The 17,870-nt window shown below is 65.6% G+C and carries 18 protein-coding genes; 15 read left to right on the top strand and 3 right to left on the bottom strand.

What is annotated here, in order from left to right:
- Nucleotides 1–58: 58 nt before the first annotated feature.
- The 5 genes from MHZ91_RS02990 (at nucleotide 59) to MHZ91_RS02970 (ending at nucleotide 6,135) form a co-directional block, all read left to right on the top strand.
- Nucleotides 59–1,132 (top strand): putative 2-aminoethylphosphonate ABC transporter ATP-binding protein, encoded by a 1,074-nt coding sequence (locus MHZ91_RS02990; protein ID WP_239212401.1) that lies wholly within the window; start codon nucleotides 59–61, stop codon nucleotides 1,130–1,132.
- Nucleotides 1,110–2,918, top strand: coding sequence for a putative 2-aminoethylphosphonate ABC transporter permease subunit (locus MHZ91_RS02985; protein WP_239212399.1), 1,809 nt, complete (start codon nucleotides 1,110–1,112; stop codon nucleotides 2,916–2,918). The genes MHZ91_RS02990 and MHZ91_RS02985 overlap by 23 nt, the downstream gene beginning before the upstream one ends.
- A 17-nt stretch (nucleotides 2,919–2,935) precedes the next feature.
- Nucleotides 2,936–3,766, top strand: coding sequence for a phosphonoacetaldehyde hydrolase (phnX, locus tag MHZ91_RS02980; protein WP_370647776.1), 831 nt, complete (start codon nucleotides 2,936–2,938; stop codon nucleotides 3,764–3,766).
- 127 nt (nucleotides 3,767–3,893) lie between these two features.
- Entirely contained in the window at nucleotides 3,894–4,916 is a 1,023-nt protein-coding gene (locus tag MHZ91_RS02975) for a putative 2-aminoethylphosphonate ABC transporter substrate-binding protein (RefSeq protein ID WP_191576595.1), read from the top strand.
- 88 nt (nucleotides 4,917–5,004) lie between these two features.
- Entirely contained in the window at nucleotides 5,005–6,135 is a 1,131-nt protein-coding gene (locus MHZ91_RS02970; RefSeq protein WP_239212397.1) for a TIGR03364 family FAD-dependent oxidoreductase, read from the top strand.
- Nucleotides 6,136–6,238: 103 nt separating this feature from the next.
- Here MHZ91_RS02970 and MHZ91_RS02965 read toward each other — a convergent pair whose 3' ends face one another.
- The 3 genes from MHZ91_RS02965 to MHZ91_RS02955 form a co-directional block, all read right to left on the bottom strand.
- Entirely contained in the window at nucleotides 6,239–7,384 is a 1,146-nt protein-coding gene (locus MHZ91_RS02965) for an aromatic ring-hydroxylating dioxygenase subunit alpha (protein ID WP_175124670.1), read from the bottom strand.
- A 290-nt stretch (nucleotides 7,385–7,674) separates the two neighbouring features.
- Complete coding sequence (locus tag MHZ91_RS02960) at nucleotides 7,675–8,685, bottom strand: acyltransferase (protein WP_175138797.1); 1,011 nt, start codon at nucleotides 8,683–8,685, stop codon at nucleotides 7,675–7,677.
- A 213-nt stretch (nucleotides 8,686–8,898) separates the two neighbouring features.
- Nucleotides 8,899–9,867, bottom strand: coding sequence for a tripartite tricarboxylate transporter substrate binding protein (locus MHZ91_RS02955; protein ID WP_175124668.1), 969 nt, complete (start codon nucleotides 9,865–9,867; stop codon nucleotides 8,899–8,901).
- Between the two features lie 160 nt (nucleotides 9,868–10,027).
- Here MHZ91_RS02955 and MHZ91_RS02950 point away from each other — a divergent pair, with 160 nt between their 5' ends.
- The 10 genes from MHZ91_RS02950 (at nucleotide 10,028) to rplI (ending at nucleotide 17,782) form a co-directional block, all read left to right on the top strand.
- Nucleotides 10,028–10,882 carry an IclR family transcriptional regulator gene (locus tag MHZ91_RS02950; RefSeq protein WP_218345112.1) on the top strand — a complete coding sequence of 285 codons (855 nt, stop codon included), beginning with the start codon at nucleotides 10,028–10,030 and terminating at the stop codon, nucleotides 10,880–10,882.
- Nucleotides 10,883–10,964: 82 nt separating this feature from the next.
- Nucleotides 10,965–11,231: an exodeoxyribonuclease VII small subunit gene (locus MHZ91_RS02945; protein ID WP_056567431.1), complete on the top strand. Its 267-nt coding sequence runs from the start codon at nucleotides 10,965–10,967 to the stop codon at nucleotides 11,229–11,231.
- Between the two features lie 7 nt (nucleotides 11,232–11,238).
- Complete coding sequence (locus tag MHZ91_RS02940) at nucleotides 11,239–12,150, top strand: polyprenyl synthetase family protein (RefSeq protein WP_175138796.1); 912 nt, start codon at nucleotides 11,239–11,241, stop codon at nucleotides 12,148–12,150.
- A 54-nt stretch (nucleotides 12,151–12,204) separates the two neighbouring features.
- Nucleotides 12,205–14,067 carry a 1-deoxy-D-xylulose-5-phosphate synthase gene (dxs, locus tag MHZ91_RS02935; protein ID WP_175138795.1) on the top strand — a complete coding sequence of 621 codons (1,863 nt, stop codon included), beginning with the start codon at nucleotides 12,205–12,207 and terminating at the stop codon, nucleotides 14,065–14,067.
- A 210-nt stretch (nucleotides 14,068–14,277) separates the two neighbouring features.
- On the top strand, nucleotides 14,278–15,075 hold the full coding sequence (gene folE2 / locus MHZ91_RS02930) for a GTP cyclohydrolase FolE2 (RefSeq protein WP_175124663.1): 798 nt from the start codon (nucleotides 14,278–14,280) through the stop codon (nucleotides 15,073–15,075).
- A 6-nt stretch (nucleotides 15,076–15,081) separates the two neighbouring features.
- Nucleotides 15,082–16,005 (top strand): DUF817 domain-containing protein, encoded by a 924-nt coding sequence (locus MHZ91_RS02925; RefSeq protein ID WP_175138793.1) that lies wholly within the window; start codon nucleotides 15,082–15,084, stop codon nucleotides 16,003–16,005.
- Nucleotides 16,006–16,191: 186 nt separating this feature from the next.
- Complete coding sequence (gene rpsF, locus MHZ91_RS02920; protein WP_056322467.1) at nucleotides 16,192–16,566, top strand: 30S ribosomal protein S6; 375 nt, start codon at nucleotides 16,192–16,194, stop codon at nucleotides 16,564–16,566.
- A gap of 50 nt (nucleotides 16,567–16,616) precedes the next feature.
- A complete protein-coding gene (priB, locus tag MHZ91_RS02915; RefSeq protein WP_175124661.1) occupies nucleotides 16,617–16,940 on the top strand; it encodes a primosomal replication protein N in 324 nt (107 codons plus the stop codon).
- A gap of 99 nt (nucleotides 16,941–17,039) precedes the next feature.
- Nucleotides 17,040–17,312 (top strand): 30S ribosomal protein S18, encoded by a 273-nt coding sequence (gene rpsR / locus MHZ91_RS02910; RefSeq protein WP_006218308.1) that lies wholly within the window; start codon nucleotides 17,040–17,042, stop codon nucleotides 17,310–17,312.
- A 14-nt stretch (nucleotides 17,313–17,326) separates the two neighbouring features.
- Nucleotides 17,327–17,782, top strand: coding sequence for a 50S ribosomal protein L9 (rplI, locus tag MHZ91_RS02905; protein WP_175124660.1), 456 nt, complete (start codon nucleotides 17,327–17,329; stop codon nucleotides 17,780–17,782).
- Nucleotides 17,783–17,870: the final 88 nt, after the last annotated feature.

The following is a 17,870-nucleotide window of genomic DNA, read 5'->3' as shown; positions in this document are numbered from 1 at the left end:
GTCATAAACGCTCAATACGCCGATTCCATACTGCCTTCGTTCCCAGACCGGAGGCCTCATGCCCCAACGCGATACCGCCTTTCTCGCCGTGCAGAATCTCGTCAAGCGATTCGGCACCCACACGGCGCTGGCCGATGTGTCGCTGGATATCCGCGCCGGAGAGCTGGTGTGTCTGCTGGGGCCGTCGGGTTGCGGCAAGACGACGCTGCTGCGCGCGATTGCCGGGCTGGAGCGCCAGGACAGCGGCACCATCGTGCTGTCGGGCCGCGACATCTCCCATGCCGAGCCGCAGGCGCGCGACTACGGGATCCTGTTCCAGTCGTATGCGCTGTTTCCGAACCTGACCGTGGCCCAGAACGTGGCTTACGGCTTGAGCGGCAAGCGCGCCCACCGCAGCCACGTCGCCAGCCGCGTCGAGGAAATGCTGACGCTGGTGGGTCTGGCGGGCGCGTCGAACAAATACCCCGGCCAGATATCGGGCGGCCAGCAGCAGCGCGTGGCGCTGGCGCGCGCGTTGGCGCCGTCGCCGTCCCTGCTGTTGCTGGACGAACCCATGTCCGCGCTGGATGCGCGGGTGCGTGAACACCTGCGCATCGAACTGCGCGCGTTGCAAAAGCGCCTGTCCATCACCACGCTCATGGTGACGCATGACCAGGAAGAGGCCATGGTGATGGCCGACCGCATCGCCGTGATGAACGGCGGCGTCATCGAACAGTACGGCACGCCGCGCGAACTGTATCGTCAGCCGGGATCGGCTTTCATCGCCGATTTCGTGGGCGAGGCCAACTGGCTGCCGTTTGAACGCATCGACACCCACCGCGCCCGCGTGGGGCGCCAGGAGCTGGCGGTGGATGCGGCCCTGGACGCCGGGTCCGGCAAGCTTTTCGTGCGTCCCGAGGCCGTGCGCGTCAGCATGACCAAGCCGGAAGAGCCTAATTCCATGCTCGCGGACGTGCTGGACGGCGTGTTCCTGGGTCGCAGTTATCGTCTTGCGCTACGCCTGGAAGGCGTGCCCGGCGCCACGGTCCATTCCATCGTGTCCCCTGAAACCGGAGACGCCCTGTTGGGCGCTCACGCTGCCGGCCGCTGCTGGGTGGAGCTGCCGCGCCATGCGATACGCGCCTACGCTTGATCCGGCCGTGAACAATTCCCGCGCCATCGGCCAGCCCGCCGCGGTTTCCGCTGCGCCCGCGGTTCCCGCATCCGCGCCGCTGCCCGCCTTGGGACGCCGCCCGTTGCCCGCGTGGGTCGGCGCGCTGGGCCTGGCGCTGGGGCAGGGCGGCCTGGCGCTTGGCCTTCTGCTTTTCCTGGCGTTGCCCTTGGCGGCGATCCTGCTCAAATCGGTCACGGACGCTGACGGCGGCTGGGCGGGCCTGTCGGTCATCGCCAGCATCATCGGCGCCGACGGCTTCATGGACATGGTCGGGCGCAGCCTGGCCGTGGGCGTCGTGACGACCCTGCTGGTGGTGCCGTGCGCGTACGGTTTTGCCTATGGCCTCACCCGCACCCGCCTGCCGGGCAAGGGTCTGCTGCGCACGATCGCGCTGCTGCCGCTGCTGGCGCCGTCGCTGCTGCCCGGCATTGCGCTGGTCTACCTGCTTGGCAATCAGGGCCTGCTCAAGGGCCTGACCGGCGGCGCCACCATCTACGGCTTCTGGGGCATCGTCGTCGGCGAGGCCTTCTACACGTTTCCGCATGCGCTCATGATTTTGCTGACCGGCCTGGCGCTGGCAGATGGGCGCCTGTACGACGCCGCACGCGCCATGGGCGCGGGGCCGTGGCGCACCTTCATGACGGTCACGCTGCCCGGCACGCGCTATGCGGTGTTCTCGGCCTGCTGCGTGGTGTTCACGCTGACCGTCACGGACTTCGGCGTGCCCAAGGTGGTGGGCGGCGATTACAACGTGCTGGCGATGGAAGCCTACAAGGCGGTGGTGGGGCAGCAGAATTTTCCGAAGGGGGCGGCGATTGGCATCCTGCTCCTGCTGCCGGCGCTGCTGACCTTCGTGCTGGACCGCCGCTTGCGTGCCCGTCAGGGCGCCCAGATGAGCGGCCGCGCGCAGCCTTACGCGGCCGGCGTGAACGGCCGGCGCGACGCGGCGTTCCTGGCGCTGGCGGGCGTGATGGCGGCCTTCCTGCTGCTGATCATCGGCGTGGCGGTCTGGGCCTCGTTCGTGAAGATGTGGCCGTACAACCTGTCGATGTCGCTGCGTTCGTACGACTTCGACAATATGGACGGCGGCGGCTGGCTCGCCTGGCGCAACAGCCTGCAACTCGCGTTCTGCACCGCGCTCGTCGGAACCCTGGTGGTCTTTGTCGGCGCGTGGATGATGGAGAAGGTGCCGGCCCGCAGCACGATGGCGCGCGGCCTGCGCGGCATGGCCGGCATGCTGGCGCTGATGCCGATGGCCGTGCCGGGGCTGGTGCTGGGCCTGGGCTACATCTTCTTCTTCAACAGCGTGTCGAACCCGCTGAACGTGCTGTACGGCACGATGCCGCTGCTCGTGCTGTGCACGGTGGTGCACTTCTATACCAGCGCCCACCTGACGGCCGCCACCGCGCTCAATGCGCTGGACCCGGAGTTCGAGGCCGCCTCCGCATCGCTGAAGGTGCCGCGCCTGACGACCTTTTTGCGCGTGACGCTGCCGATGTGCCTGCCCGCGGCGCTGGACGTGGCCCGCTACCTGTTCGTGTCCGCCATGACGACCGTGTCGGCGGTGGTGTTTCTGTACAGCCCGTCCACGGTGCTGGCCGCCGTTGCCGTGCTGAACATGGACGACGCCGGCTTCATCGGCCCGGCCGCCGCCATGTGCACGGTCATCATGGCCAGTTCCGCCGTCGCCGCGCTGGTCCTGCACCTGGCGAGCCGCGCCCTGGTGGCGCGCACCCAGGCCTGGCGGCGCCCGGCGTTCCGCTGACCGATCATTTTTCCAGGATGACTTTCATGACTGCTCAACCTTTGCCCGTCCGCCTAGAAGCGGTGATCTTCGACTGGGCCGGCACGCTGGTCGACTTCGGTTCCTTTGCCCCCACCAAGGTGTTCGTGGATGCGTTTGCGCAGTTCGGCATGGACGTGTCGCTGAAAGAAGCGCGCGGCCCGATGGGCATGGGCAAGTGGGATCACATCCGCACGCTGTGCGACCAGCCCGCCATTGCCAGCCAGTACCAGGCCCGCTTCGGCCGCCTGCCGAGCGACGACGACGTCACCGCCATCTACGAGCGTTTTCTGCCGATGCAGCTGGAAAAAGTGGCGCAGTACTCGGCCGCCATTCCGGGCGCCGCGGACGTGATGCGCGCCTTGCGCGCGCGCGGACTGAAGATCGGATCCTGCTCCGGCTATCCCGCCAGCGTGATGGGCCGCGTGGTCGAACGTGCCGCCACCGAGGACCTGACGCCCGACTGCATCGTCGCCAGCGATGAAGTGACGCGTGCGCGTCCCGCGCCCGCCATGGCCTTGAAGAATGTAGTGGAACTGGGGCTGTCCGACGTGGCCGGCTGCATCAAGGTCGACGACACCGCGCCGGGCATCGAAGAGGGCCGCCGCGCGGGCATGTGGACCGTGGGGCTGCTGCTGTCCGGCAACGCTGCGGGCCTGACGCTGGATGAGTACAAGGGCCTTTCCGAACCCGCCCGCGACGCGGCACGCGATGCTGCCCGCGCGGAACTGAATCCGGCCGGTCCGCACTACCTGATCGACACGGTGGCCGACCTGCCGGCCGTGGTCGACGACATCGAAGCCCGACTCTCGCGAGGCGACCGCCCCTGAACTAGACGCTGCCGCCCGGCGTCCCGGGCCATCCATAGACCTTTGAATCACCACGATCCGCAGCCGGCAGCCGCCGGCCGTGGGGACCTCGTTCACCCTGCTTTTCCGCTCACTCACGGAGTTGTTCATGAATCGCTACAAGCTGCTTGCACTGGCCGCCGCCCTGACGGGCGTGATGGGCGCCGCCTCGGCCGAGACCACGCTGACCGTCTACACGGCGCTGGAAGCCGACCAGATCAAGGCCTATCAGGCCGCCTTCGAAAAGGCCAATCCCGACATCAAGATCCAGTGGGTGCGCGACTCCACCGGCATCATCGCCGCCAAGCTGCTGGCCGAAAAGAACAACCCCAAGGCCGACGTGATCTGGGGTCTGGCCGGCACGGCGCTGGGCCTGATGGACAAGGAAGGCATGCTCCAGCCCTACGCCCCGAAGGGCCTGGACCAGATCGCCGCCAACATGCGCGACGCCAAGGCCGAACCGGCCTGGGTCGGCATGGACGGCTACGCAGCCGCCATCTGCTTCAACACGATCGAAGCCGAAAAGCAGAAGCTGCCCAAGCCCACGTCGTGGCAGGACCTGACCAAGCCGGTGTACGCCGGCAAGATCGTCATGCCGAACCCGGCCTCGTCCGGCACGGGCTTCCTGGACGTCAGCGCCTGGCTGCAGATCTTCGGTGAAGAAAAGGGCTGGGCCTACATGGACGCGCTGCACAAGAACATCGGCTCATACACGCACTCGGGTTCCAAGCCGTGCAACATGGCTGCCGCCGGGGAATTCCCGATCGGCATCTCGTTCGACTACCGCGCCGCCAAGCTGAAGGCCGACGGCGCGCCGGTCGAAGCCGTGTTCCCGTCGGAAGGCCTGGGCTGGGAAGTCGAAGCCACCGCCATCATGAAGGGCACCAAGAACCTCGACGCCGCCCGCAAGCTGGCTGACTTCTCGGCAAGCCGCGAAGCCAACGAGCTGTACAAGGCCAACTTCGCGGTGCTGGCGATCCCGTCGATCGCGACCGCCAATCCGAACCTGCCGGCCGATCTGACCTCGCGCATGATCAAGAACGACTTCACGTGGGCCGCAACGAACCGCGACCGCATCATTGCCGAGTGGACGAAGCGCTACGACGGCAAGTCCGAGCCGAAGAAGAAGTAATTCCTGACCCATGGCGGCGGCAGCGCGCCGCCGCGCATCGGGAGACCCGCGGGGGTCTCCCCGACATTCCTCTCGCAGTAGTTCAAAAATGAAGACTTACGACGTAATCGTGGTGGGCGCGGGCATGCTCGGCATCGCGCATGCCTGGGCGGCCGCCAAGCGCGGCCTGTCCGTGGCCGTCATCGAGCGCAGCCGCCAGGCGCACGGCGCGACGATCCGCAACTTCGGTCAGGTCATCGTGACGGGCCAGGCGCCCGGCACGATGCTGTCGCACGCGCAGCAGTCCCGCGAGCTGTGGCTCGATCTGGCGGACAAGGCGGGTTTTCATGTGCGTGCCAATGGCGCGCTGGTGCTGGCGCGCAATGCCGATGAGGCCGACGTGTTGCGGGAATTCGCGGACATGCGGCTGCGGCAGGAAGGGTACCGTGCCGACCTGCTGTCGGCTCGCGAGGTGGGGGCGCTGTACAACGGCCAGCTGGCCCACCACTGCCTGGCGCTGCGCGGCCACGATGACCTGCAGATCTATTCGCGCGAGGCGCTGCCGGCCATCACGCACTATCTGCAGTCCTCGCTGGGCATCGACTTCATCACGGGAACCCTGGCGCGCGCCGTGGAAAACGGCGAAGTCAGCACCTCGGCGGGCGACTTCAAGGCGTCGCATGTGTTCGTGTGTCCCGGCCACGATTACCTGACCCTGTTGCCCGAACAGTTCGCGCCGCTGAACCTGGAGGTCACGCGCCTGCAGATGCTGCGTGCGGTGATCGACGGCGCGCCCATTGCGCTGGACCGGCCGCTGCTCACCGGCCTGTCCTGCGTGCATTACGGCGCGTTCTCGGACCTGCCGACGGCGCAGACGCTGCGCGGCGTGATCCAGGCGCGTACGCCGATGCTGCTGGAAAACGGCATCCACCTGCTGATCAGTCCCACGCCGTACGGCGAACTGATCATCGGCGACTCGCACCAGTATGGGCAGGACGCGTTGCCATTCAACGACGAAGCCGTCGACAACGCCATGCTGGATCTGGCCTCGCAGGCGCTGGGTGCGCGGCTGCGCGTGGTCGAGCGGTGGCAAGGCGTCTACGGCGCGCACGGACCGGCGCCGTTTTCCGTGATTCCGGTGGACGCGGCCACCACGGTGGCGGTCATGCACTCTGGCGTCGGCATGACGGTGGGGTTGGCGATCGGCGAAAGGACGGTGGCGGGCGTTATTGGACGTTAAACTCGGACGCTGAACCGCACAACGCCGCTGGACGAAAAAAGGGCCTTGCGATCCGTAAAGGATGTCGCAAGGCCCTTTGTCATGCGGGCTGAAGCGGTGGGGACTACACCGACTGCATGATGCGGCGGTACCACTCGTGAAAGTGCTGCATGCCGTCTTCCATGGGCGACTGGTAGGGACCGGTCTCGTTCACGCCGCGCAGCATCAATGCCTTGCGGCCGGCATCCATGCGTTCGGCGATCTCGTCGTCCTCGATGGCCGTTTCCATGTAGGCCGCGCGCTGCGCCTCGACGAACTCGCGCTCAAACGCAGCGATTTCTTCGGGGTAGTAGAACTCGACCACGTTGACCGTTTCCTGCGGGCCCTTCGGGTACAGCGTGGACAGCACCAGCACGTGCGGATAGAGCTCGATCATGTGGGTCGGGAAGTACGTGACCCACACGGCGCCGAAGTCGGGGGCGTCGCCTTCGCGGAACGACAGCAGGCGGTCGTGCCACTGCTTGTACACGTCCGAACCCGGCTGCGCCAGCGCGTTGTGCACGCCCACCTTCTGCAGGCTGTACCAGTCGTTGAACTCCCAGGTCAGGTCGTCGCAGGTGACGAAACGCCCCAGTCCGGGATGGAACGGGCCGACGTGGTAGTCCTCGAGGTAGACCTCGATGAAGGTCTTCCAGTTGTAGTTGCACTGATGCACTTCAACGTGGTCCAGCACGTAGTCGCCGAAGTCGAACTCGGGGCGCCCGAACAGCGGCGCCATGTCGGCAGCCGGGTCGCGCGGGCCTTCGAAGAGCAGCCCGTGGCAATCGCGCAGGCGGAACTTCTGCAGGTTCATGCAGGGCGTGGTTTCGAACTGCGGCGCGCCCAACAACTCGCCTTGGTTGTTGTACGTCCAGCGGTGCAGCGGGCAGACGATGTTGCCGCCAGTTGCCTTCAGGTTGCCGTGCGTGTTGCAGTTGCCGGCCACGTTGCCGGCTTCGCCACCAAGCATCAATGCCTGACGGTGACGGCAGACATTTGAGATGAGTTCGACGCCATGCTGGTTGCGAACCAGCGAGCGCCCTCCGTTTTCCTGGACCAACGTACGCCAATCCCCGATTTCGGGCACCAATTTCTGGTGGCCGACGTACAGCGAGGATTGCTTGAAAATGAGTTCTTGCTCGCGGGCAAAGAGGGCTTCGTCAAAATAAGCGCTGACGGGTAGCTGGGTGCGAGCTGGCACGACATGTGCCATCCGACCGATGTCGGTCATGATTCCCTCCGCTCGGATAAAAAAGCCAGGACGGTTTGAGCCTTGCCAGGCGCTTTTGTTCAAGTCCAGGTCCCTCGCGGTGTGTGCCGGGGGCCTTGTTCGTGAATTCGAGCCTGGTTGAATCCGTACTGGCGCGAAGAAAAATCGGTGTCTGGCCGATCAAATAAGCCGTGAATTGTACCCCAAGGGCTTGTACGACGCCCGTGGCAAAAGGGCAGGCCATTCGCGTGAATCCCGGGGTGGGTTTGACCGCGCGCAAACCGCGATTAACCCTTTATCCCGTAGGTCTTTCAGACGAGCCGGCGGGTGGCCGGATGACGCCTGAGCAACCAGCTGCTGGCGGCCGACAAGGCGAACACCATCATCGTCAGGAGCGGCACCACCCACGCATCGCGGTCCTGGCCCGAAAAAGCCCCGACGCGGCGCGCGACATCCAGGAAGACGGGATGGATGAGATAGACGCCAAACGTCAACGGGGCCAGCGCTGCAAGCCTTGGCAATCGCGGCGAGGACACGATCCATTGGAACGCAGCCAGCGACATGAACGGCACCGTCAGGCTGAAGTAGTCGTAGAAGTAGGTGTCCAGCACGTGGCCGTTGGACATGACGGTCACGCCCAACGCGGTCGCGGCCACGGTGGCGGCCAGCATCAGGCCCGGGCGCGGAACGCGCATCTCGCCATCGAAGATCAGACGGCCCGCGACGAAGTAGCCCAGGTAAGGCAGGAACCACGTCAGGAAAAAGCCATGCGGCGCGCCGAGCGCGCGGCGGTACAGGGCGTCAAGAATCGCCACGCCCAGGATGCCGACGACCCACAGCGCGCGCGCCTTCGGCGTGCTGCGCACATACAGCACGCGGACCAGCGGCGCGAACAGGTACAGGCCCACGATCATGTACAGGTACCAGAGGTGGTAGTAAGGCTCGCCCTGCGCGACCTTGCGCGGCCAGAACGAAAAATCGATGCGGCCGTCGTCCCACCAGTCCAGCCCCGTGCGCCATGCCAGGTAGAAGAGCGTCCAGAACAGCAGCGGGGCCAGGATGCGCGCAAGACGGCGGCTGTAGAAGCGCCGCGCGTCCTGGGGCTTGTCGGGGTCGAGCAGCAGGGCGCCGCTCACCATCACGAAGACGGGCACGCACCAGCGTGCGGCGGAGTCGTACAGATTGGCGGCCAGCCATGCGCCGCGGCCGTGGGCGGCGGGATCGCTGACGATGAGTGCGGCGCTGTGCAGCAGAACGACGGCCAGCGCAGCCAGCCAGCGGGCTGAGTCCAGGCGGGCGTATCGGTCTTCGGTCTGAGGCATCGGGCTCCCGGAATGGTTCGGTGACTGCGCCTTACCTTAGCAGCGACGTGACGCCGATTTCTGTATCCAGGGGTTAGACCGCGCGTAAAAAACCGACAGGGCCGTGACGGCGCTGTCGGGGGGAAAGGCATGCTCGCGGCAGGGCCGCGGGCACACCGGTCGCGGGCCGGCACTCCGCGAACGTTTTGTCACGAAACCGGCATGAAGGCAGGCTTACTGCAGGACGATGTTGGCCTGCTTGATGAGCTGCGACACGATGGGCTGCTCGGTCTTGATCTGCTTGTCCAGCTCGGCCGCCGTGCCCGAACGCGGGTCGATGCCCATGTCCAGCAGGCGCTTTTTCACCGCTTCGTCCTTCAGCGTTTCGGTCAGCGCGGCCTGCAGGCGCTCGACAACGGGTGCCGGCGTGCCCTTGGGGGCCACGAAGCTGAACCACGCGGTCATGTCGAACGCGGGATAGCCTTGCTCGGCCAGCGTGCTCACGTTGGGCTCGGTCGCCAGGCGCGTGGGGCTCGTGATCGCAAAGACCTTGACCTTGCCGGCGTCAGCCTGCGGCATGCCGGTCGCCACCATGTCGAAGAACAGGTCCACGTCGCCGCTGATCAGGGCGGGCAGGGCCTGCGTGGCGCCCTTGAAGGGCACGTGCAGGATGTCGATGCCGGCGCGTTCCTTGAAGAGTTCGCCGGCCAGGTGCGACGACGTGCCCGGGCCGAAGGTCGCGAACGTCAGCTTGCCCGGATTCTGCTTGGCGTACGCCACCACGTCCTGCGTGCTGTTGAACGGCCGCTTGGGCGAGGACAGCAGAACCAGCGGGCCGACGCCGACCATGCCGATCTTGGCGAAGCTGTCCGGGTCGTAGGGCAGTTCCTTGTAGAGATAGCGGTTGGTCACCAGCGTCGAGTTGGTGGCCATGAGGATGGTGTAGCCGTCCGGCGCTTCGCGCGAGACATAGGCCGCCCCAATCGACGTGCCTGCGCCGGCCTTGTTTTCCACGATCATGGACTGGCCCAGGTTCTTGGCCATCCGCTCGGCCAGGACGCGCGTCAGCACGTCGGTGGCGCCGCCCGCCGGGAAGGGCGAGATCACCTTGATCGGGCGGGACGGATACGTATCTGCCTGGGCGCCCAGCGCGGCGGCGCTGAGCACCAGGGTGGCGAGCAGTTTGAAGCTGTTGCGAATCATGTTTTCCCCTTGAAGTCGCATGGTCAGAGTGGATCGCCGGGCCTGGCTTGGCTGACGCGCAGGGACGTCGCTTGCCAGGTCTCCTTGGATGTTTTAAATTCCGGAATATGGAATTTAATTCTGTCTTTCGAAATAAACTATAAAAACGAAGCGTATATAAATGCAACCGTTTTCTGGCGCCAAGCGCATCACCCTCCCGCCGTCCAAGCCGGACCAGAAGCTTGAACTGAGCCTGCCCGCCCGGCGCAAGCGGGCCGCCGGCGCGGGCGAGGGCGCCAATTCCCCTGACTTCATTACGGCGCTGGCGCGCGGCCTGGATGTGCTGCGTTGCTTTCGCCACGGCGTGGCCGCGCTGGGCAACCTGGATCTGGCGCGCCTGACCGGCCTGCCCAAACCCACCATCAGCCGCATCACCTACACGCTGACGGAACTGGGTTACCTGCGCTATCACCCCGACACCGGCAAGTATTCGCCCGGCTACGGCGTGCTGGCGCTGGGATTCGGCCTGCTCGCCGGTCTGGAAGTGCGCGAACTGGCCAAGGCGTCCATGACCGATCTGGCGCGCGAGACCGGCGGCGCGGTGGCGCTGGGCGCTTTCGACGGCGACGCCATGACCTACGTCGAAGCGATCCACGGCTCGTCCGCGCTGTACCTGCGCCTGCCCGTCGGCTACCGCGCCACGCTGGACAGCGCCATGGGGCGTGCGTACCTGGCCAGCCTGCCCGAAGACGAGTGCGACGCCGTCCTCGCGCGCCTGGACCAGGCGGCGCCGGCGCCCGAGGCCATCGCGCGGGCGCGCGCCGAACTGGCGCAGGCCGGCTGCTGCTGCGCCATCGGCGAATGGCAATCCGGCATCAATGCCGTGGCCGTGCCGTTCACGTCCATCACAGGCGAAGGCGTCTTCGTCATGAGCTGCGGCGGGCCGGCCAGCTTGCTGGAGGCTTCGCATCTTCGGGATCACGTCGCCCCGGCGCTCCTGGCGGCGGTGGCGGGCCTGGCGGGCACGCAGGCCTAGGGCATGGGACGCATCCGGGCCGCGCCTGGCTATCTCGTACAATTCACGGATTAATCCACCCCCAAGTGCCCCGGAGGCCCGTTTGGCCAAACCCACTCAAGCTGATCCGCAGAACGACGATCGTCCCTTGCCCCAGGATTTCGAAACGGCGCTGGCCGAACTGGAATCACTGGTCGCGGCCATGGAAGACGGATCGCTGCCGCTCGAGCAATCGCTGGCTGCCTACCGGCGCGGCGTGGCGCTCACGCGGGTGTGCCAGGATCGCCTGGCGCAGGCCGAGCAGCAGGTCAAGGTCCTCGAAGGCGGCCTGCTGCGGCCGCTGGATCCCGCGGCGCTGGACGACGAATAAGACACCAATGAAGCAAACTCAACTCGCATTTTCCGAGTGGTTGCAAGGCCGTGCGCGCCACGTCGAAGACGTGCTCGACGACCTGCTGCCCCCGGCGGATCAGGCGCCTGCCCGCTTGCATGAAGCCATGCGCTACGCCGTGCTCGGCGGCGGCAAGCGCGTGCGCGCCGCCCTGGTCTATGCCGCCGGACAGGCCTGCCCCGTCAGCGGCAGCGTGCTTGCCATCGAGGCCTCGCTGGACCGCGCGGCCGCCGCCGTCGAACTGATCCACGCCTACTCGCTGATCCACGACGATCTGCCCTGCATGGACGACGACACGCTGCGCCGTGGCCGTCCCACCACGCACGTGCAGTTCGACGAAGCCACCGCCATGCTGGCGGGCGACGCGCTGCAGCCGCTGGCCTTCGAACTGATCGCGTCCATGCCGATCGCCCCGGCGTTGATCGTCCAGGCCACCCAGTCGCTGGCCCGCTCGGCCGGCAGCCAGGGTATGGCGGGCGGGCAGGCGATCGACCTGTTCAGCGTCGGCCGCTCGCTGTCGCGCGATGAACTGCAGATGATGCACGGCATGAAGACCGGCGCCATGCTGGCGTGCAGCGTGGCGTTGGGCGGCATCGTGGCGGGCGCCAGCTCGGCATCGCGCCAGGCGCTGGACGCCTACGCGCAGGCCATGGGCCTGGCGTTCCAGGTGGTCGACGATATTCTTGACGTCACCGCGGACAGCGCCAGCCTGGGCAAGACGCCGGGCAAGGACGCCGCCGAAAACAAGCCTACGTACGTGTCCCTGCTGGGCCTGGACGAAGCCCGGGCCTTTGCCGAGGAACTGCGCGTGGCGGCGCTGGCCGCCCTGGCGCCGCTGGGCGACGCCGGCGCGCGTCTGGCCCAGCTTGCCGACTTCATCGTTCTTCGAGACCGCTGATCCGAGATCAGCCCGGCCTTCTTGGTAGGCCGGGCCAACGAACCCCATAAAAGCATGACGACAGATTTACTGGACCGTATTCAATCGCCGGCTGACCTGAAGCGCCTGGATCGCCGCGAACTGAAAAAGCTTGCCGATGAACTGCGCGGCTTTGTGCTGGAGTCGGTGTCCAAAACGGGCGGACACCTGTCGTCCAACCTGGGCACCGTCGAACTCACGCTGGCGCTGCACCAGGTGTTCGACACGCCGCACGACCGCATCGTGTGGGACGTGGGTCATCAGTCCTATCCGCACAAGATCCTGACGGGACGCCGCGCCGGCATGGCCAAGCTGCGCCAGCAGGGTGGCATTTCGGGCTTCCCGAAGCGCAGCGAATCCGAGTACGACGCCTTCGGCACCGCGCATTCGTCCACGTCGATCTCCGCGGCCCTGGGCATGGCGGTGGCCTCGCGCAATGCGGGCGAACAGCGCCAGCACATTGCCGTGATCGGCGACGGCGCCATGTCCGCGGGCATGGCGTTCGAGGCCATGAACAACGCGGGCGTCACGCCCGACATCAACCTGCTGGTGATCCTGAACGACAACGACATGTCGATCTCGCCGCCGGTGGGGGCGCTGAACCGCTATCTGGCGCGCCTGATGTCCGGACGCTTCTACGCCACGGCCAAGAACGTGGGGCGGGCGGTGCTGCAGCACGTGCCGCCGGTGCTTGAGCTGGCGCGCCGCTTCGAGGAACACGCCAAGGGCATGGTCACGCCCGCCACGCTGTTCGAAGAGTTCGGCTTCAACTACGTTGGCCCCATCGATGGCCATGACCTGGACGCGCTGGTTCCCACGCTGCAGAACCTGAAAGCCCTCGAAGGCCTGCAGTTCCTGCACGTCGTCACGCGCAAGGGCCAGGGCTACAAGCTGGCCGAAGCCGATCCCGTGCTTTATCACGGTCCCGGCAAGTTCGATCCGGCGGTCGGCATCCAGCAATCGAAGGCGCCGGGCAAGCGCACCTTCACGCAGGTGTTCGGCACGTGGCTGTGCGACACGGCGCAGCAGGATGCGCGCCTTGTGGCCGTCACGCCCGCCATGCGCGAAGGCAGCGGCCTGGTCGAATTCGAACAGCGGTTTCCGCAGCGGTATTTCGACGTGGGCATTGCCGAACAGCATGCCGTCACGTTTGCCGCGGGCGTGGCGTGCGAAGGCCAGAAGCCTGTCGTCGCCATCTATTCCACCTTCATGCAACGCGGCTACGATCAGTTCATCCATGACGTCGCCCTGCAGAACCTGGACGTCACGTTTGCGCTGGACCGCGCCGGCATCGTGGGCGCCGACGGCGCCACGCACGCCGGCAATTACGACATCGCCTTCCTGCGCTGTGTGCCGAATATGGTGGTGGCCACGCCTTCCGACGAAAACGAAACCCGCCTGCTTCTGTCGACCTGTTATCAGCACCCCGGTCCGGCATCGGTGCGTTACCCGCGCGGCGCGGGCTGCGGCGCGGCTGAAAGTCAGAGCCTCGATACCGTTGAACTGGGCAAAGGCGTCGTCCGCCGCGAAGGCAAGAAGATCGCCATCCTGGGCTTTGGCACGCTGGTGCAGGCTGCGCTGGGCGCCGCCGGCAAGCTGGATGCCACCGTCGCCGACATGCGCTTCGCCAAGCCGATCGACCGCGACCTGATCCTGGATCTGGCCAGCCGCCACGACGCGCTCGTCACCCTGGAAGACGCCTGCATCATGGGCGGCGCAGGCAGCGCGGTACTCGAGGTGCTGAGCGCCGCCGGCGTGCTGATTCCGGTGCTGCAGCTTGGCCTGCCGGATGAATTCATCGACCACGGCGAGCAATCGGCCCTGCTGGTGGGGCTCGGCCTGGATGCCGTGGGCATCGAGCAGTCGATCCGCACGCGCTACGCCGACCTGTTGAAGTGATCCGGCCGGCCTGATCCCGGCTGATCCTTGCGGCCGAGGACATGCGTCTTCGGACGCATGAATGAAACACACTGTTCCGGCCCCGCCCGCATGGGCGCCGTAGGGTTACCCCTTCTCATTGCGCGTGGCTGGGCGATAATTAGCCCCTTCTCAAGACAACTGGGCCAGCACGTTGCGCCATGGCGGACCGGCCCGGACAGGTAAGCCGAAATGAATTCTCCGATCGACCCCGCCATCGTGATGCCCGACGTCCAGAGCGCCACCGACACGCGGCATATCCCGATCCAGCGCGTTGGCATCCGCGGCGTGCGTCATCCCATGCTGGTCCAGAGCGGCGACGGCTCGGCGCAAGGCACGGTGGCCAGCTGGACGCTGACCGTGGCCCTGCCCCCCGAAGAAAAGGGCACGCACATGTCCCGCTTTGTGGCCCTGCTGGAAAAATACCGCACCACGGCCATGACGCCGGCGCTGTTCCGCACCATGGCGGCCGACATGCTGCCGCTGCTGCATGCCGAACGCGGCGACATCACGGCATCGTTCCCGTACTTCATCAACAAGTCCGCGCCGATCTCCGGCGTGCAGAGCCTGCTGGACTACGAGGTCCAGTGGATCGCGCGCGCGCAGGCCGATCGCGTCGAATTCGAGCTCGTGGTCCAGGTGCCGGTCACCAGCCTGTGCCCGTGTTCGAAGGCCATCTCCGAATACGGCGCGCACAACCAGCGTTCGCACGTCACGGTGTCGGCCATCCTGAATGAAGACATCTCGATGGACGGCGTGATCCGCCTGATCGAAGACGAAGGCTCGTGCGAACTGTGGGGGCTGCTCAAGCGCCCTGACGAAAAGTTCGTCACTGAACGCGCCTACGACAATCCCAAGTTCGTCGAGGACCTGGTGCGTGACGTGGCGGCCCGCCTGAACGCGCACCCCGGCATCGCGCGCTATCGCGTCGAGGCCGAAAACTTCGAGTCCATTCACAACCACTCGGCCTACGCCGTCGTCGAAGGCTGAACGCCCGTGCGCCACCCGGCGGCCAGCGACTGGCCGCTCATCGCCGATCTGCAGCAATGGGAAGCGCGGCTGGCCAGCAATCTGGCGAGCCGCGGCCGCTTTGGCGTGGCGCTTTACGAGTTCTTCCGCTTCGGCGTGAAGCAGGCCTGGGCGTGTCTGTTCGGCGGCCTGATGTGCGCGCTGCTGCTGGGCACGCACTGGTGGTATCCCAAGGATGCCGCGCTGGCGCGCTACGACTTCCTGACGCTCGCCGCGCTCGGCATCCAGGCCGCGCTGCTCGCGCTGCGCATGGAAACCTGGAGCGAAGCGCGCGTGATCCTGATGTTCCATGTGGTCGGCACCTGCATGGAAATCTTCAAGACCGCCGCCGGCTCGTGGATCTATCCCGAGGCCAGCGTGCTGCGCATCGGCGGTGTGCCGCTTTTCACGGGCTTCATGTACGCGGCGGTGGGCAGCTACCTGGCCCGGGTGTGGCGGCTGTTCGATTTCCGCTTTCGCGCGCATCCGCCGCTGGCCGCGACCGCCGTGTTGTCGGTGCTGATCTACGTGAACTTTTTCGCGCACCATTACGTGATGGACTTCCGATGGGCGCTGTTCGCCATGACCGCCGTCCTGTTCGCGCGCACGTGGGTGTATTTCCGGATCTGGCAGGTCTACCGGCGCATGCCGCTGCTGCTGGGCTTCGTGCTGGTGGCGCTGTTCATCTGGTTTGCCGAAAACATCGGCACCTTCGCCAATGCGTGGCGCTATCCCAACCAGGCGCAGGTCTGGCAGGCCGTGTCCATCGCCAAGCTGGGTTCCTGGTTCCTGCTCATGATCATCAGCTACGTCATGGTCAGTGCCGTCAACCGGCCGCGGGCGATCACCGCCGCCGACCTGCCTGCAACTGGCGGGCAGGAACCTGCCCGAAACGCGTCCCTTATTTCTTAAGCCTACGCCGGCTTGCAAGCGACCGCCCAATCGGTGATAATCGAGAGCTTTCTTGCTCGACCACCCATGGTTTTTGGGTAGCGGGCTGCCCCTTGCGGCGAAACGTCAATGATGTTGATCCACCCATGATGGAAAGCGCGGGTGCAAGACGTTTGGCCAGCAAGACATCCTCAAGGAGTTTTACTCATGCGTCACTACGAAGTAGTGTTTATTGTTCACCCCGACCAAAGCGAGCAAGTGCCCGCCATGGTCGAGCGTTACCAAGCGCTGGTCACGGGCCAAGGCGGCTCGATCCATCGCCTGGAAGACTGGGGCCGCCGTCAACTGGCCTACCCGATCCAGAAGCTCGTCAAGGCTCACTACGTCTGCCTGAACATCGAGTGCGGCCAAGCCACGCTGGATGAGCTGGAACACTCGTTCCGCTACAACGACGCCGTGCTGCGCCACCTGGTCATCAAGACCAAGAAGGCCCAGACCACCCCGTCGATCATGATGAAGTCGGTCGAGCGCGAAGAAGCCCGCAAGGCTTCGGCGGAAGCTGCTCCGGCTCAGGCCGAGTAAGCAGGCTCACGCAGAGCTCATTGCATCAAGTCCCCTCGGTACCAGGCAGGATGAACAAGCTGGAACTCAGCGCCCGCGTTCTCGAATGCGAGCCTTTGCGCCACACACCCGCCGGTTTGCCAGCGCTGGAAATGCTGCTGGCGCACGAGTCGGAAGTCATCGAAGCCGGCCACCCGCGCCGTGTCGAACTGACGATTTCCGCCGTGGCACTGGGAGATCTGGCGCTGCTCTTGAGAAACACCGCGTTAGGGTCTGAATTGCTGGTGCAGGGGTTTTTGGCTCCCGCCCGCAAGGACTCGGTGAAGATCAAGCTGCATCTGCAGCAGGCGCGCAAGATCAGCGGAAGCGCTGGACGCGATCCGCAGGTGGCCTGATGGCAATGAGACACAGGGTGCGAGAGCGCCTTCTGAATTCGGATAGGTTATGGGGAAGTGGGCATTGACCCCGTCCCCTCAAACATAAAGGCACATATCATGGCTTTCTTCGGAAAACGCAAAGAAAAACGCAAATTCACGCAGCAGAACCCGCTCTTCAAGCGTCGTAAGTTCTGCCGCTTCACCGCAGCCGGCGTCGAAGAGATCGACTACAAGGATCTGGACACCCTGCGCGACTTCGTGCAAGAAAACGGCAAGATCATCCCGGCTCGCCTGACCGGCACCAAGGCAATCTACCAGCGCCAGCTGGACACCGCCATCAAGCGCGCGCGCTTCCTGGCTCTGTTGCCTTACACCGACAACCACAACTAATCCGGGGCACTGAAATGCAAGTTATTCTGCTCGAAAAAGTCGTCAACCTGGGCAACCTGGGTGAAGTCGTGCGTGTGCGTGATGGCTACGCCCGCAACTTCCTGATTCCCCAGAAGAAGGCCCGTCGCGCAACCGACGCCGCCCTGAAGGAATTCGAAGCCCGCCGCGCCGAGCTGGAAAAGGTCCAGGCTGAAAAGCTGGCCGCTTCCCAAGCCCTGGGCGAGCGCCTGAACGGCTACCAGCTCAAGATCGTTCAGAAGGCCGGCGTTGACGGTCGTCTGTTCGGTTCGGTCACCAACGCCGACATCGCCGAAGGTCTGAAGAAGGCTTCGTTCGAAGCCGTCGAAAAGGCCCAAGTGCGTCTGCCCAATGGCCAACTGAAGGCCATCGGCGAGTACCCGGTCCAGGTCGCCCTGCACGCCGACGTCGTGGTCGACATCACGGTTCTGGTCGAAGGCGAACTGTCCTGATCCGGCAGTCGCGGTAAAAAGAAGCCGGCCCGCGCGCCGGCTTTTTTTCTTTTTTCAGCCCTGTGCCGATGTCGTGCTGAATGGTGCG

Origin of the sequence: Achromobacter sp. ACRQX (genome assembly GCF_022346505.1) — a bacterium.
GTDB classification, from domain to species: Bacteria; Pseudomonadota; Gammaproteobacteria; order Burkholderiales; family Burkholderiaceae_B; genus Achromobacter; species Achromobacter animicus.
Note: the sequence above shows the minus strand (reverse complement) of the source record. Positions and strands in the feature narration are given on the sequence as shown.

Coding starts and splice junctions, on each gene's coding strand:
- MHZ91_RS02990 (WP_239212401.1), top strand. CDS start 59: ATGCCCCAACGCGATACCGCCTTTCTCGCCGTGCAGAATCTCGTCAAG.
- MHZ91_RS02985 (WP_239212399.1), top strand. CDS start 1,110: ATGCGATACGCGCCTACGCTTGATCCGGCCGTGAACAATTCCCGCGCC.
- phnX (WP_370647776.1), top strand. CDS start 2,936: ATGACTTTCATGACTGCTCAACCTTTGCCCGTCCGCCTAGAAGCGGTG.
- MHZ91_RS02975 (WP_191576595.1), top strand. CDS start 3,894: ATGAATCGCTACAAGCTGCTTGCACTGGCCGCCGCCCTGACGGGCGTG.
- MHZ91_RS02970 (WP_239212397.1), top strand. CDS start 5,005: ATGAAGACTTACGACGTAATCGTGGTGGGCGCGGGCATGCTCGGCATC.
- MHZ91_RS02965 (WP_175124670.1), bottom strand. CDS start 7,384: ATGACCGACATCGGTCGGATGGCACATGTCGTGCCAGCTCGCACCCAG.
- MHZ91_RS02960 (WP_175138797.1), bottom strand. CDS start 8,685: ATGCCTCAGACCGAAGACCGATACGCCCGCCTGGACTCAGCCCGCTGG.
- MHZ91_RS02955 (WP_175124668.1), bottom strand. CDS start 9,867: ATGATTCGCAACAGCTTCAAACTGCTCGCCACCCTGGTGCTCAGCGCC.
- MHZ91_RS02950 (WP_218345112.1), top strand. CDS start 10,028: ATGCAACCGTTTTCTGGCGCCAAGCGCATCACCCTCCCGCCGTCCAAG.
- MHZ91_RS02940 (WP_175138796.1), top strand. CDS start 11,239: ATGAAGCAAACTCAACTCGCATTTTCCGAGTGGTTGCAAGGCCGTGCG.
- dxs (WP_175138795.1), top strand. CDS start 12,205: ATGACGACAGATTTACTGGACCGTATTCAATCGCCGGCTGACCTGAAG.
- folE2 (WP_175124663.1), top strand. CDS start 14,278: ATGAATTCTCCGATCGACCCCGCCATCGTGATGCCCGACGTCCAGAGC.
- rpsF (WP_056322467.1), top strand. CDS start 16,192: ATGCGTCACTACGAAGTAGTGTTTATTGTTCACCCCGACCAAAGCGAG.
- priB (WP_175124661.1), top strand. CDS start 16,617: ATGAACAAGCTGGAACTCAGCGCCCGCGTTCTCGAATGCGAGCCTTTG.
- rpsR (WP_006218308.1), top strand. CDS start 17,040: ATGGCTTTCTTCGGAAAACGCAAAGAAAAACGCAAATTCACGCAGCAG.
- rplI (WP_175124660.1), top strand. CDS start 17,327: ATGCAAGTTATTCTGCTCGAAAAAGTCGTCAACCTGGGCAACCTGGGT.